This window comes from Variovorax sp. PBL-H6 (assembly GCF_901827155.1).
Taxonomy (GTDB): Bacteria; Pseudomonadota; Gammaproteobacteria; order Burkholderiales; family Burkholderiaceae_C; genus Variovorax.
In genome coordinates this window covers 5005263-5020155 of record NZ_LR594659.1, presented here as the reverse complement: position 1 = coordinate 5020155, position 14893 = coordinate 5005263, and the positions used below count along the sequence as shown (strand labels likewise).

Annotated in this window: 13 protein-coding genes; 8 read left to right on the top strand and 5 right to left on the bottom strand. The window is 65.5% G+C overall.

The features are described from left to right. Positions 1-33: 33 nt before the first annotated feature. The 3 genes from G3W89_RS23800 to G3W89_RS23790 all read right to left on the bottom strand — a co-directional run bounded on the left by G3W89_RS23800 (position 34) and on the right by G3W89_RS23790 (position 2511). Positions 34-990, bottom strand: coding sequence for an isoaspartyl peptidase/L-asparaginase family protein (locus tag G3W89_RS23800; RefSeq protein WP_162576475.1), 957 nt, complete (start codon positions 988-990; stop codon positions 34-36). Next, complete coding sequence (locus G3W89_RS23795; protein ID WP_162576474.1) at positions 987-1937, bottom strand: MurR/RpiR family transcriptional regulator; 951 nt, start codon at positions 1935-1937, stop codon at positions 987-989. The genes G3W89_RS23800 and G3W89_RS23795 overlap by 4 nt, the downstream gene beginning before the upstream one ends. Before the next feature lie 199 nt (positions 1938-2136). After that, complete coding sequence (locus G3W89_RS23790) at positions 2137-2511, bottom strand: hypothetical protein (protein WP_162576473.1); 375 nt, start codon at positions 2509-2511, stop codon at positions 2137-2139. 553 nt (positions 2512-3064) lie between these two features. Here G3W89_RS23790 and G3W89_RS23785 point away from each other — a divergent pair. The 8 genes from G3W89_RS23785 (at position 3065) to G3W89_RS23750 (ending at position 12279) form a co-directional block, all read left to right on the top strand. Further along, positions 3065-4903 (top strand): AAA family ATPase, encoded by a 1839-nt coding sequence (locus G3W89_RS23785; protein ID WP_162576472.1) that lies wholly within the window; start codon positions 3065-3067, stop codon positions 4901-4903. Continuing rightward, on the top strand, positions 4900-5787 hold the full coding sequence (locus G3W89_RS23780; protein ID WP_162576471.1) for a sensor histidine kinase: 888 nt from the start codon (positions 4900-4902) through the stop codon (positions 5785-5787). Before G3W89_RS23785 ends, G3W89_RS23780 begins: the two co-directional genes overlap by 4 nt. Beyond that, positions 5784-7208 (top strand): response regulator, encoded by a 1425-nt coding sequence (locus G3W89_RS23775; protein WP_162576470.1) that lies wholly within the window; start codon positions 5784-5786, stop codon positions 7206-7208. Before G3W89_RS23780 ends, G3W89_RS23775 begins: the two co-directional genes overlap by 4 nt. 164 nt (positions 7209-7372) lie before the next feature. Next, complete coding sequence (locus tag G3W89_RS23770; protein ID WP_162576469.1) at positions 7373-8260, top strand: LysR substrate-binding domain-containing protein; 888 nt, start codon at positions 7373-7375, stop codon at positions 8258-8260. Between the two features lie 79 nt (positions 8261-8339). Continuing rightward, positions 8340-10334, top strand: a complete 1995-nt coding sequence (locus G3W89_RS23765; protein WP_162576468.1) for an aconitase family protein — start codon at positions 8340-8342, stop codon at positions 10332-10334. Positions 10335-10356: 22 nt separating this feature from the next. Next, positions 10357-11340: a Bug family tripartite tricarboxylate transporter substrate binding protein gene (locus tag G3W89_RS23760; protein WP_162576467.1), complete on the top strand. Its 984-nt coding sequence runs from the start codon at positions 10357-10359 to the stop codon at positions 11338-11340. Between the two features lie 15 nt (positions 11341-11355). Then, positions 11356-11847, top strand: a complete 492-nt coding sequence (rraA, locus tag G3W89_RS23755; RefSeq protein WP_162576466.1) for a ribonuclease E activity regulator RraA — start codon at positions 11356-11358, stop codon at positions 11845-11847. Positions 11848-12027: 180 nt separating this feature from the next. Beyond that, the gene (locus tag G3W89_RS23750) at positions 12028-12279 is read left to right on the top strand and encodes a hypothetical protein (protein ID WP_162576465.1); all 252 of its coding nucleotides are present in this window, start codon (positions 12028-12030) and stop codon (positions 12277-12279) included. A 52-nt stretch (positions 12280-12331) separates the two neighbouring features. On the opposite strand, the gene G3W89_RS23745 is transcribed toward G3W89_RS23750, so the two are convergent. Then, positions 12332-13756 (bottom strand): efflux transporter outer membrane subunit, encoded by a 1425-nt coding sequence (locus tag G3W89_RS23745; RefSeq protein ID WP_162576464.1) that lies wholly within the window; start codon positions 13754-13756, stop codon positions 12332-12334. Beyond that, positions 13753-14889 carry an HlyD family secretion protein gene (locus tag G3W89_RS23740; protein WP_174258281.1) on the bottom strand — a complete coding sequence of 379 codons (1137 nt, stop codon included), beginning with the start codon at positions 14887-14889 and terminating at the stop codon, positions 13753-13755. Before G3W89_RS23740 ends, G3W89_RS23745 begins: the two co-directional genes overlap by 4 nt. Positions 14890-14893 lie beyond the last annotated feature (4 nt).

Genomic DNA, 14893 nt, shown 5'->3' with positions numbered 1-14893 from the left:
CGGGAGAGGGCTGGGGTGAGGGCACCGGACGTCTCATCGATGAATCGCCGTCTGCGGCGCCTCGGTGCCGCGCGCATGCCCGCGGTACATGCCTTCGGTATTGAAGGGCATGCAGACATTGCCGCTGCGATCGACCGCGATCAGCCCGCCGCTGCCGCCAATCGACGGCAGCGACTGCATCACGACCGCCTGCGCCGCCTGTGCCAGCGACTGGCCCGCATAGCGCATGCGCGCACACACGTCGTAGGCCGCCGCCGCCCGGATGAACATCTCGCCACTGCCGGTGCAGGACACCGCGGCGCGCTTGTCGTCGGCATACGTGCCGGCGCCGATCAGCGGCGAATCGCCGACGCGGCCGACGCGCTTGTTCGTCATGCCGCCGGTCGAGGTGGCCGCCGCCAGGTGGCCCTGCAGGTCGAGCGCCACGGCGCCGACGGTGCCGAACTTGCGGCCCTCGTCCAGCGGCGCGTTGGAATTCGCGGTGCCGTCGTGGTCGAGCACGATGCGGCCGGCCGCCTGCGCACGCTCCAGCTGAGCGCGCCGCATCTCGGTGGAAAAGTAGGACGGCTCGACCATCTCCAGCCCCCGCTCGCGTGCGAAGGCTTCGGCGCCGGCACCGGCCAGCAGCACATGGGCGCCGTCTTCCAGCACGGCGCGGGCGGCGCGCACCGGGCGGCGGATGTGGCTCACGCAGGCGATCGCGCCGGCGCGCAGGTCGGCGCCATTCATCACCGCCGCGTCGAGCTCGTGCGTGCCCGCGTGCGTGAAGACCGCGCCGTGCCCGGCATTGAAGAAGGGGCAGTCTTCCAGCATCTCGACCGCGAGGCAGACCGCGTCGAGCGCGGAGGCGCCGCCGAGCAGCAGCGCCTGGGCGGCGTGCACGATGGCGCGCAGCGCCTCGTGGTAGGGCTGGGCCGCACCGGCGTCCAGCGCCGCGGCGCTGATGGTGCCGGCGCCGCCGTGGATGGCAATGACGGGTGTCGTTCTCATCGGGTCTTCTTCTTTCCGGCCGGCGCGCGCGGCGCCGGCCTCTGCTTCATTTTCGGCGTGTTCGCGGCTCGCAGGCCTTGCGCGCCGTGCAGCCAGGGCATCACGGCATGGACCACCTTGCTGGCAGCCTGGTACGCCTGCGGGGCGCGCAGGGCCACCGCACTCGTCAGGGCCTCGATCAGCGCCAGCACGCTGGTCTCGCAATTGGGACGATACCGGGTTTCGGTCTGCGCGTAGAGGGCCACGTCGGCCAGCGGCGCGATCGGCGAGCTGGGCCGGTCGGTCAGCGCCAGCACGCCGACGCCCTGGCTGCGCGCGAGGCCGGTCAGGGCCACGGTGTCGGTCAGGTAGCGGGGGAAGGTCAAGGCCACGAGCAGGTCCTGCGGCCCGCCGCGCGACAACGCGCGCGCGCCGTGCGTGACGCCGCTGACCGAGGACAGCAGGCGCACGTCGGCGCAGTAGGCATCCAGGCCGTGGTGCAGCAGCCCCGCGAGCCAGGCGCTGGCGCCGAAGCCGGCGATGAAGACGGTGCGGGCGCCGAGCACGCGCGCCACTGCGGCTTCGCAGGAGGCGGGGTCCAGGGCCTGGCGCGTCGCGCCGATGTTGCTCTGGCTTTCTTCCAGCGCCGTGGCGAATACCTCTGTGATGGTCGAGGGGCGGGCGAGGTTGCCGCGCAAGCGCTCGACGGGGGCGACCAAGGGCTCGAAGCCGCGAACGAGTTCGGCGCGGAAGCTTGCGTAGCCGTCGAAGCCGAGGGCGCGGGCGAAGCGATTGGCGGTGGCGACCGAGACGCCGACCGCGGTTGCCAGCTCATCAATGGGCAAGGTGGCGACCTGCAGCGGGCGCTCGAGCACGTAGTCGGCCACCTGGCGGTGCGACGGGGTCAGCTGCGGCAAGGCCTGGGCGATGCGCTGGGCGACGGTGGTGGCTGCGGAGGGGGCCGGCATGCGGTGAGGTTGGGGGGGACTCGCCCGTTCAGGGTGCGGGGGATGTAAAGAAAATTACATTGTGGTGCAAGGGAAGAAAATTTTCGATCATTGGCTTGGGTTTAGCAACGTGTGGGCCATGTCGGGCGGAGGTGCCCACTGGCGCGTAGCGAGACCGGTTTACTCGCTGGCTCCGTGTAGACGCAACGGGCGGTCGGCATCAAGTGTGAGGGGGCTGATCGACAGCGCTGACTTCGAGCCTCGCGAGCTGGTACCCGAACTCGGCATAGAGCGATAACAAGGTGCGCGTGTTGGTCACCATTGCGTTGAATTCGGCGCCGACTGGGACGCGGCTGGGGAGAGGCTGTCTTTCCAAGTCGCGCAGTCTGCGATGAAGTTCCTCCACGCAGCAGAGGAAGGCCGCGGCGTCGAGGCGCAGGTCCAAGCCATTGGAGCAGAGGGTGTGCCGCGGGACAGGTTCGGGGTCGGAGAAGATGTTGTCCTTCTCGACGGGAGCTCGCTTGACGCGAGTGGAGACGTTGCGGGGAGTATCGCGAGCACGAGCAGACTTGACCATGATGGTCTCCAGGGACATCGCGGAGCTGCTCGGGACGCCAATCCCGGTCACCCCATTGATGGGAGTGACCGGCGGAGTATAGCTAGGGGGTAATGGGCTGAGGCTTTAGCGGGCGAGATGCATGCATGTCTGCTGTGGAGTCTCCTTTGGTGGAACGTCTGCGATGCAGCGGGAGCCGTCGTTCGACGTCGTTAAGCTGAAGGGCTGCTTTCGACTGCGGTCCGGTCGTTCACCGTGGGCAGCTCGGCGGCGCCTCTCATCGATCCATCAGCACCAGACGAGGGTCGGTAGCCGGCTCCGCTGCGTCATCCGATGCGCAGGGCACAATGGGAATGCAGACCTACTCTTCGCCAGAGTCGAGACCTTGGCTGACGATGGCGTTGCATACCCATGATTGCCTAGGCCGATACATGTCAAGGTCATCGACATCTTCGGCACGATTCGATGACGCTGGTGCCGGTGAACGTCGGGGTGAAGGCGCTGCCTTGAACGGAGTACCAAATGAATCGGAGAGAAGTCAGCTTGACTACTAGATCGGCGGACACACGCAGTAGCGCGGAGAAACTGGCACATGTACATTGAACGCGTTCAGATCGAAGAAGGCTTCCTGGATGGCCTTGACGTTGCGTTCTCGCCTGGTTTGAACGTTGTTATCGGCGCCCGCGGGACCGGCAAGACATCGCTAATTGAACTCGTCAAGTTCTGTCTGGATGTCAAAGGCCACACGCCGGAAACCAGCCGGCGCAGTTTTGACCATGCGCTTTCGGTTCTTGGCAATGGCCAAGTCACCCTTACTATTTCTGACGGCAACCGAAAGGTGGTGGTTAGTCGCACTGCGTCTGACCCAAAACCGCGCGCGTCGGAGCCGTACGTCGCCCCGCTCGTGTTCTCACAGACGGAGATCGAGAGTGTCGGGCTCCAAGCCAGCGGACGCCTCGGCCTCCTCAGTGGATTTTCCGGGGTGGCAACCGACAGCGCGGCAGAGAGCGACGCTGCGGCCGAGGCACGCTCATTGACGGCACAGTCGGCAACGCTGAGGCGCGAAATCGAGGAGCTGCAGCGTCGCGTTGCCGAGATTCCGGCCATCGATGCAGAGCTGGTGAAGTTAGCCCCTTCAGAGCAGCAGCTTTCGGCGCTGTCGGCGGAGGCCGCCAAGCGTAAGCATGAACTCGATGCGCTTGCGGCTGACATGTCAACGAAGTCTGTTGGTCAGGCAGTTCTCGAGCGGTTCAAGCAAGGCCTCGTTCGCTGGCGGTCGGCGATCGCAGCAGCGGCCGGGGATGTGCCGCGAACAGAGCAGTGGCCTGGGAGTGCCGACGCCGATCCGCTGGCAGCTGTTCAAGCCCGTATCGCAAAAGCGCAAGTCCACCTAAAGATTGCCTTGGAAGAGTTGGGCCAAGCCGAGGCCGATGTTGGCACTGTGTCGGACTTGAGAAACACAGCACGCCTCGCATCCGAAGATCGCGCACGTCAGCTGCGGAAGGAACTTGAAGCGCTTCAGGCTGGGGCCGGCAACATTGCACGCCAGGGCCAACAGCTTCGCGAACGAAAGGCGCAGCTCGAGGCGCTGAGGACTTTGCTCGCGCAGAGAACGACCGACCTCGCGACTCTAGTTGGAAAGCGAGGGACGGTACTGGACCGGCTGGAAGAGCTCCGCGACGCCCGCTTCAAGGCCAGGGCGTTAGTCGCCAACAACTTGAACAAGGTTCTCGCCCCCCGGATTCGCATCGCGGTCAGCCAGGCGGGTCAGTTCGACTCCTTCAGCTCCGCCATCGCCGACGCACTGAAGGGGAGTGGCTTGCGCTATGGCGACCTTGCACCGGCCTTGGCGAAGAAGATCAGCCCACGCGAGTTGCTGGAAGCAGCGGAGTTGGACGACGTTGCTTTCATAGCAGACGCGACCGGAATCACACTGGATCGTACGGCCAGGCTTCTTGCACATCTACGCGAAGCCGATCTTGGTGCCCTTGGCACCGCAAGTGTTGAGGATCTTGTTGACTTCCAATTGCTTGACGGAGCCGACTACAAAGACATCAGCGAGCTGTCCACGGGTCAGCGCTGTACGGTCGTATTGCCTATCGTCTTGCGACACACGGATCGGATGCTGATCGTGGACCAGCCTGAAGATCACATCGACAACGCATTCATCGCTGACACCTTGATCCTGTCGGTGCTAGCACGCGACCCGGCGGGCCAGATCATCTTCACTTCTCACAACGCCAACATTCCAGTGCTGGGGGGTGCGAATCACGTAGTGCAGCTCGGGTCAGATGGGAAGCGAGGATTCCCGCTCGCCTCTGCCAGCTTGGAAACACCGGCGGTTGTGCAAGCCATTACCTCCGTCATGGAAGGAGGCCTGCAGGCGTTTGAGAAGAGGCGGTCCTTCTATGGACGGCACAAGAGCACGTGAACAGGGACGAAGCACTACAACAGCTGGCATCGGGATCGACGCACCTGCGTCGAAGGGCGGCCCGCGTTTTGGTGCGCGATGCCCAGGTGGATGACCTACCCGCGCTGCGCTCAGCTCGTGCGAACGAGGCTGACTCTTACGCACGGAGCAGCCTTGACCGCGCTGTGGCACGGTTGACCAACGCGGTTCCTACAGCGGAAGTCCCGGTGTCGGACGAAACGGAGGAATCGCTGCGCAGCCGGCGTCAGATTCAGGCTCGCGCCGCAGAGTGGATAGCAGGCCTGCTCCTTCACGAGCTTGCGTCGCCCATTGGCCTGCTTGCCTATGCGGCGTCCCGCGAGGTTCCGGACTACGAGCGCTCGCGGACGAAAAACCACATCGTCACGCTCCAGATGGTGTTTGCCGCAATCGAGCAGTTGCGGAAGGCGTCGGCAACGCCGAAGCCTGCCGAGTTTGATCTGGCAGCGCTCATCAATGAGATTGTCAACACAGAGTTTTCCGAGGCCGCCGACAACATTGCGCTGCACGGTCCGCAACCGCTGCTGCTGGTCAGTGACGCTGCGCTGTTGCGATTTGCCATTTGCAACGGACTCCGCAACGCCATCGAAGCGGTGTCGGTGGGGACCAGCAAGCACTCGTCCCCGCCGGTCGTGGTCACCTGGGGTGAAACCGATGTGGACTACTGGGTGGCGGTACTGGATCGAGGGCCTGGGCTCTCGGCACCCTTAGAAGCGGTCCTCGGCGTCGGCAAGACGACGAAGAAGGGTCATAGCGGATTCGGGCTTCCCATCGCGCTTTCGGCTATCGAAGCACTTGGGGGCATGGTGACGCTGGAGGCAGCGTCCGACGGCGGGACCAAGTACGAGCTAAGGTGGGAGCGATGACCGCCTACGTTTTGGTTGTCGAGGACGACCCAGACTTCATCGGAGCGATCCAAGAGGTACTGAGAGGCCTGTCACCGGGTGCCACTGTCCAAGTTGCGCAGAGCAGAGACGCGGCTCTGGCATTGTTGGCCGCCTCGTTCTTCGACATCATCATTCTCGATCTGAAGATTCCGGCCACAGACGGGGCTCTAGATGTCGACTCTCAGCACGGCTTTGCCGTCTTCAGAAGGGCGCAAACCATAGCAAGCGGTACGCCTGTTGTAGTGCTGACCGGATCACCGGCGGAAGACTTCATTCCGGAGCTGCTTGGCAGTGCCCGGCAGGTGGATGTCTGGGGAGAGAACCGCAACGTACGGACGGTGGATTTCCTGCCCAAGTACAAGTTCGACAGCTTCCCCGGGATCATACAAGCGAGCCTGCAGTCGATAGATACTCTCGCTGACGTGGAGCTTGACCGTAGCGGTGTAGACCTGAGCACACAAGATGACCGCCTAATCCGAATCTTTGCGAGACGCTATGGTGGCGCGCGCGTCGTCACATCTTTGCTTGGAGGATTGTCAGGAGCGAAGGTACTCCGGCTGCGCGTGACGAACGCGCAGGGCGCACCGGTGCATGATGCGGTTGCAAAGATTGGTTCAATAGAGGATGTTGTCGATGAGGGCAGACGCTTTGACAACGACGTGGCGCGCCTCGAACCTAGAGCCACGCCGCGCAAGCTGATTACGCTGGAGGCCGGGGCGAAGACTTCGGCCGGGGTTTTTTATGGCCTGGCGGCAGGCTTTGACGAGACGGCGTTCCAGGCGGCCACTGGAGTTCCTGACCATGCGAGAGCGGCAGTACGTAGCGTCGAAAGAGGCACCCGACAGTGGGGCCAAGGGGTCAATCAATCCCGACGCACCGTGCAGGAGATCCGGAGCCGTCTGCTGAAGGACGAACGCCTTGAAGTCGTGCTGCGGCAATACGATCTGGAATGGGTAGGAGAGTTTGAGAAAGCACCGATCCAAACCAGATGGTGTTGCACCCATGGCGACATGCATGGGGAGAACGTTCTCGTGTCAGCAGATGGGTCCGCTGTCATCATCGACTACGGTGACGTAGGCGAAGCGACGGCAAGCCTTGATCCCATCACTCTTGAACTAAGCCTTCTGTTCCATCCAAAGGGTCCGCTTCGAGGCGGCGCATGGCCGACTCATGCGCAGGCCGCCGCGTGGGGCAATCTTGACCGGTACGTGCAGGGATGTCCCGCCGAGACCTTTGTCCGGGAGTGCCGGGCTTGGGCGGGTCGCGCAGCTGCTGGAAACAGAGAAATAGCCGTGACCGCGTATGCCTATCTGATGCGGCAGCTCAAGTATGAGGATACAGACAAGGCACTTGCCCTAGCGCTGCTCGCCGGAGCGAAGGCGCTCTTCGATGCCACCTGATCATATGCCGTGAACTACTTTTTCGTTGCGCGTGCTCTCAAGGGCTGGTATAGCTTGCGCAGCAGTCGGCGAGCGGGACGAACCTGAGTGACTGCACCCAGTCTGAAGCGGCCCTTCACGGACCGCTGGTCTGCAGCGGTCTCTCTGGTCGTACCATCGGTTCTATGACCCGTCGCATCGACTCCTACAGCGTGAGGCTGTTTGTTTCGGCGGCGCGTGCGGGATCGATCGTGCGCGCAGCGCAACTCGAGCACATCGCGCCTTCGGCCTTGAGTCGCCGACTGGCCGATCTGGAACACGCCTTTGATACGCCCCTGCTCGTGCGCTCGCCTCGCGGCGTCACTCTGACCGATGCCGGCCGGCTGGTGCTGGCAAAGGGCGAGCGCATCGACGATGAGCTGCAAGCGCTGGTGCGCGAGGTGCAGCTCGAGGGGGCCGAGGTCCGCGGCCTCGTGAGGCTGTACGCGAACATGTCCGCCGTTGTTGGCTTCCTGCCCGAGCGGTTGCAACGTTTCATGGCCACTTATCCCGGAGTCACCGTGTCGCTGCACGAGCAGGACACCCGGGACGTGCTGCGTGCGTGCCTCGACGATCGAGCGGATGTGGGCGTGGGCGTCGAGACGTCCTTGCCGTCGGGCATCGACGCCTGGCGCTTTGCAGTCGACCCGTTGCATGTCGTCGTCCCGACTGGGCATGCGCTGGCGAGTGAGGGAAAAATTCCGTTCGGAGTGGCCTTGACGTACCCGCTGGTTGGCGTGCATGCCGGCGGTGCGCTCGACCGCTCTCTGGTCGAGCGGGCCGCGGCGCTGGAGAAGCGCTTTGCGCCCACCGTCTCGGTCAGCAGCTTCGATGCGGTCTGCCGGATGGTCGAAGCGGGACTTGGCATTGCCATTATTCCGCAGAGTGCAGCTGCGGCCTATGCGGGCTCCCCGCGCTTTGTGAGGCGGCCACTGGACGAGCCTTGGGCCGAACGCGTGCTGAATGTCTATGCGCTTCGCAAGACACCGCAGCCGCGGGCGGTGAAAGCCTTGATCGAGTACCTGCAAGGGTAATCACCGATCACGCGTGTGGCGTGACCCCCTGTGCCGAGGGAGCACTGTTCAGGTAAGGCGTGGCGCGTAAAGATCGGGCATGCCAGCTTCGACGCCAGCCACCATTGCCGATGGGTCGCTGCGGTTTGCACCGCGCTTTCTCTTCCTCAGCCGCTCGGGCGATGCCGTCGCGCAGTGTTTGCGCGGCGACACCCTGTCCATCGCGCAAGCCGCACCGCTGCGCGACGACGTCTCCACCGACGAGATCACGCCGATCGCGATCCTCACGCACTACGACGACAAGCTCGGCCGCTATCCTTACACCGGCTTCAAGGCTGGCGAGGGCTTTCCGATCGGCCTCGACGCGGTTCGCAACTCAGGCATCGAGGTCGTCGTCGCCGGCAAGCGCTATGGCAAGGGCTCGTCTCGCGAGCACAGCCCGGCCGCGGAAAAGCTGGCGGGCGTGCGGCTGGTCATCGCCGAAAGCTTCGAGCGCATCTACCGGCAGAACGCCGACAACACCGGACTCTTTACCTCCACCGACTTCAGCCTGATCGATCGCATTGCAGCCGGTGAGGCGATCCCGCTCGACGATCTGGTGGCTGGCCGCGACGCGCTGGCCGCCGCCATCCTCACCAGTGGCGGATTGCTTGCCTTCGGCCAGCGCTTCATGCAGCACATCACCCAGGCTGCTGTCCTGGACGACGCCCGGCCGCGAACGCTGTTCGAGAAGATCGTGGGACGCCATGCGCTCGAAACTGAACTCACCACTGCACACGCCCGCTCGGGCGATGGCGCCTTCGTGCGCGCCGATCTGCGCTTCATCCACGAGTACTACACCGGTATGGCGGCGCACCTGCTGCATGCCACCTTCGGGCGACCGCTGGTGCTGCACGAACCCGATTCCATCGTAGTGTTTGAGGACCACACCTCCTATGTCGAAGAGAGCCCGGCGCATGTGCGCGGTGGGCTGGTGCCCAACGTCCACCGCATGATCGAGGCGCAGCGCGACTTTGCCGCTGCCTACGACCTGCGTTCGCATCGCACGCTGACGGAGGCCGAAGCGGCGCTGGACGATGGCAGCAACGTGGCCGGCATCTCGCATGCGATGGTGGCCGAGCACTACGCGTTGCCCGGGCAACTCGTGGTCGGCACGGATTCGCACACGCCGCACAGTGGCGCCCTGGGTTGCGTGGCTTTTGGTGTGGGCACCACCGACATGGCCAACGCATTTGTCACCGGCGCGGTGCGGCTGACCGTGCCGCAGTCAATTCGGATCATGCTGAACGGCAAGGTGCCGGCGGGGGTTACCGCCAAGGACATCGTGCTGCATCTGCTGGCGCAGCAATTCATTCGTGCAGGCGGTGGCGTCGGCAAGGTCTTCGAGTTCGCCGGCGAGGCGGCCGCATATCTGTCGACCGACGAGCGCGCAACGCTCACCAACATGACGGCCGAGCTGGGCGGCTTCACTGGCATCGTCGCACCCGACGAGGAGACCGTGCGCTTCCTGCGCGAGCGCCGTGGCGTTGATTTCACCCTTGAGCCCTGGATGCGCAGCGATGCTGGTGCGACGTACGCGGAGACGATCGAGATCGATTGCGCGCAGGTGCCTCCCATGGTGGCTGCGCCGGGCGATCCGGGGCATGGCGTTGCGCTTGCGGATGTGAAGGAAGCCGTGGCAATCGACATTGCATACGGTGGTTCCTGTACGGCCGGAAAGCGCGAAGATTTCGATCACTACCATGCCGTCCTTCAGTGGGCCGCAGACCGCGGTCTGCGCGTGGCAACGGGGGTCGCGCTCTACTTGCAATTCGGCACGACCGCTGTGCGCGACCACTGCATCGCGGCCGGCTACATGGACGCCTTCGAGCGCGTCGGTGCCCGCATGCTCGAGCCGTCCTGCGGTGCCTGCGGCAACTGCGGGCCGGGCGGCTCGATCGCGCCGTCGCAGGTCACCGTGAGCGCGATCAATCGCAATTTCCCTGGCCGTGGCGGGCCGGGGAAGGTCTGGCTGGCAAGCCCGCCGACGGTCGCGGCCAGCGCGATCGCTGGCCATCTGATTTCGTTCGAGGCGCTGCAGCGCCTGCATGCATAGATCAATACATTTCGGAGACAACATGAAAACAATTTCCTTGGAACGCACTGTCGCCAGGGTGAGTGGCATCGCGTGCCTGGTCGTGGCCGGTGTCGCGATCGCGCAGACAACGCCTTCCGACAAGCCACTGCGCATGCTGGTGCCACTGGCCGCGGGGTCGACGGTCGATGCGGTAGCGCGCGCGCTCGCGCCCGGCTTCGGCCGTGTCACCGGACATCCGGTCGTGGTCGAGAACCTGGTCGGGGCCGGCGGCATTCCGGGCACCGCGCAGATCGTGAAGGCGCCCAAGGACGGCCTGACCCTGGGCATGGTGTCGTCCAATCACGTGATCAATCCGGGCATCTACAAGACGGTGCCGTACGACACCCTCAAGGACATCACGCCCATTGCTGTGCTGGCCACCGTGCCGCTGGTGCTGGTGGTGAACGCGGCGCTTCCGGTCAAGACCGTCAAGGAACTGCTCGACTACGCCAAATCGCACCCCGGCTCCCTCAATTACGGTTCGGCTGGCAACGGCAGCACACTGCACCTGGCCGGCGAGTTGCTGGTCAGCGAGACGGCCATCGACATGAAGCACGTGCCGTATCGCGGTACGGGTCCTCTCATCACCGATTTGATCGGTGGGCAGGTACAACTGGCCTTCGTCTCGGTGTCGCAGGTCACTCCGCAGGTCAAGGCCGGCGCATTGCGCGCGCTGGCGGTGTCCACCACGAGCCGGTCGGCTGCGTTGCCCGAGGTGCCTACGCTCGCCGAGGCGGGTGTGCCTAAATACAGCTTCGACGCCTGGATCGCACTGGTCGGGCCGTCCGGGTTGCCGAAGGCCATCGTCGATGCGGACGCAGCGGCCATGCGCACCGCGCTCGCATCACCCGAGGCGCAGAACGCGATCACGGGCCAGGGACTCATGCAGCTGGACATCGGTCCCGACGCAGCCCCTGCGTTTTTTCAGAGCGAGCTGGTCAAGCACCAGAAGCTGGTGAAGCAGTCCGGCGCCAAGCTGGACTGAGCGCACCGGAACACGATGAGCATGACCGTCTTCAAGACTGCGGACCTCTGTGATCTGCACCGCGATGAGGTGCAGGTTTGCCATGCACCATTGGTCGGCTTTGGCGGCAGATCCCGGTTGACCGGGCGAATCGCCACGGTCGAGACTTTCGAGGACGCGGCCCTCGTGAGACGTGTGCTCGAAGAACCTGCCGACGGCCGCGTGCTCATCGTTGACGGCGGCGGCTCCCGCCGGGCCGCTTTGCTCGGGGACAAGATGACACTGCTCGCCATCACCAATGGCTGGCAAGGCGTGGTGATCCACGGCGCGGTACGCGACGTGGAAACGCTTTGTCGAATGGACATCGCAGTGTTCGCGCTGAACGCGGTCCCCGCTCGCAGCGGCAGCATAGGACGCGGCACCATCGGGAACCAGCTCAATTTCGGCGATGCCAGCTTTGTGCGCGACCACTATTGCTATTGCGATCGCGATGGGTTGGTACTTTCTCGACGCAGCTTATTGCCGTAGCGTTTGACCGGTCGCGGTTACCACGCCACGGTGAAAAGACTGACCAACGCGAAGCGACAGCTCTGCAGCGGCTGCGGACATCTAAGACAAGATGCTGAGCTTCCGCTGTCAAGTTTGGCGCAGTCTGCGTTACGTTAGGCCCTGGTCTATCTGACCGGCCTGCTCGAGATCGCAATAGCCATGGCACTCTTCTTCCGCCGCTCGTGCGCGGCAGGGGCATGGGCAGCCGCGATAGTCCTGGTGGCCTTCTTTCCGGCGAACGTCTACGCGGCGCTCCAGCACGTCCCCATGGGCGGTCACGCCTGGGGGCCCATCTATCTACTTGTGAGGGCACCCTTGCAGATCTTCATCCTGTGGTGGATCTGGGCCATGGTCCTGCAGGCTTCTGGCCGCAACCGCCAGCAGGTCAAGCAACCAGGGCTAGCGCAGTGACACACGGCGACGCAGAAGGCCTGCAAGACTCCCAAAGAATCGAGGTCCGCGATCAGGCGCCCCCCTTGTCGTGCCAGCCGCCGCCCAAGGCGCGGTAGAGCCCGACCTGCGCCGTCAGGCTGTCGGCACGCAACTGCAGCACGGTCTGCTCGGCGCCGAACAGGTTGCGCCGCGCGTCGAGTTCGTCCAGGTGCGACGCGTAGCCTTCGCGGTAGCGGTTCGACGCCACGCGTACCGCTTCCTGCAAGGCTCGGCGTTGCGCCTCGGCCTCGGTCGTTTGACGGCCTAGCTCCTGGATGGCGGCCAATTGATCCTCGACCTCCGAGAAGCCGGTCAGGACGGCCTTCTCGTAGTTCGCCAGCGCCTGTTCGCGCCGCGCGTCGGCGGCCCGGACCTGCGCCCGCAGCCGGCCGCCTTCGAAGATCGGCGCCAGCACGCTGCCGCCGAGGCTCCAGAGCCTGGATGGGTCGCCGACGAGCGCGGTGGAGCTGACGCTGCCGAGCGAGGCCGAGAGTCGCAGCGACGGCAGCAACTGCGCACGCGATGCCGCCAGCTGTGCATCGCTGGCGACGAGCTGGGCTTCGGCGCTTGCGAGGTCCGGCCGACGCCGGAGCAGGTCGGACGGCAGGCCCGCATCCGGCAGAGGCGGCATGCTCAGCTGCGTGAGCGTGGCGCCTCGCGCGATGGCCCCCGGCGCAGCGCCGGTCAGCACGCCCAGCGCATGTTCCTGCCGGCGGATCGCCAGCAAGAGTTGCGGGATCGCTTGCGCGGTGGCGCGGTATTCGGCTTCGCTGGTCTGCGTCTCGAGTGCAGAGCTGTAGCCGCGCTGCTGGCGCGAACGTGCCAGCTCCAGCGCCGATTCCCGCGCGGCGAGCGTGCGCCGCGCCACCTCCAGCCGCGCATCGAGCCCGAGCAGGTTGATGTAGCTGGATGCGGTGGTCGCGGCCACGCTGAGAGCGGCGCTGTCGCGGGCGGCCTGGCTGGCGACGAACTGCGCATCGGCAGCTCGGCCGAGCTCGGCGATGCGGCCCCAAAGGTCGACTTCGTAGGCGGCCTGGAACTGCGGCTGCAGGACGTTGGCCAGGTAGGGATTGCCGGTCGCCGCGCTGATGCTCTGCCCGCGTGAAGCACCTACCCCGAAGTCCAGCGTGGGCAAGGCCGCCGAACGCTGTGCCTCCGCGAGCGCGCGCGCTTCGGCCACCCGGGCCGCGGCCGCGCGAAGGTCGTCGTTGTGGTCGAGCGCGCGCTGCACGAGGCTGTCGAGCACCGGGTCGCCGAGCAGCTTCCACCACGCGGCGTCGATGCCGGGAGCGGGCGGCGCGTCCGCAGCGCGACCCGCGGAGCCTTGCCATGCTTCCGGGATTGCGGCGGGCAGCGCAGGCTTCCCCGCGGGCACCGTGCTGCACGCCTGGAGCGCCAGGCCGAGCGCTATCGCGATCGGAAAAGCGCCTGCGCAACGACGCTTTGCTGCGCTCATCGCAGCCCCACTTCCGTTCCGTCGCCGCGCGGCGCCACGGCGTGGCCGGAGCGCGTGTCGACGCTGACGACGACCGACATGCCGGGCCGCAGTCGGCTGGCGGGCGCTTGGTCGGGGTCGACCGCAATGCGCACCGACAGGCGCTGCGGGATCTTGGTGAAGTTGCCGGTCGCGTTGTCCTGCTTGATGACGCTGAACTCGGAGCCGGTCGCGGGCGATATCCGTTCGACGCGCCCGTTGAGCCGCGCGCCACCGAGCGCGTCGACGTTGAGGTGCGCGACCTGTCCCGGCGCCATGCGCGCAGTCTGCGCCTCCTTGAAATTGGCCACCACCCAGACCTGCTGCGGCACCACCGCCACCAACTGAGTACCGGGCGTCACGTACTGGCCGAGCTTGACGCCGACCTCGCCGACGTGGCCATCGCGCGGTGCCCGGATCTGCGTGTTCTCGAGGTCGATCTCGGCCAGCCTGACGGCCGCGCGAGACGATTCGACGGCCGCCTCGACGGCGCGCCGGTTGACGACCACGCTCTGCAGGTCTTGCGTGGCGACCGATTGCCCGGCGCGGGCCTGGCGCACCGACGCCTCGGCGAGCTTGACCGCTGCCTCGGCCTGGTGCAAGGCTGCTTCGGTCTGGTCGCGTTCGCGCTGCGACAGCGAACCGTCCTGCGCGAGCGGCGTGGCGCGCCGAAAGTCGGCTTGCGCGCGCGTCAGTTGGGCCCGCGCATTGACCAACTGGGCGTCGGCACCGGCGACCTGCGCCTGCGAATTGCCGATCGCGGCCTGCCGCGCGAGCCGCGCCTGCATCGTGTTGGCGAGGTTCGCCTCTTGCGCCGCCAGCGCGCTCTGCGCCTGGTCGAGCCTCTGGCGGTAGATGCGATCGTCGAGCCTCACCAGCACCTGCCCCGCGGTGACGGCCATGTAGTCCTGCACTGCGACCTCGGCGACGTAGCCGTCGACCTTGGGTGCCACGATGGTGACCATGCCTCGCACATAGGCGTTTTCGGTGCTCTCGGTGCCGGTGTGGAAGGGCGGCAGTCGCCACGCGTACAAGACCATCGCCAGGCAGACGAGGGTGGCCGCGAGCACGATCCACGTGCCGCGGGAGCGAAGAAGTTTCGGGGCTGTGGGCATGATG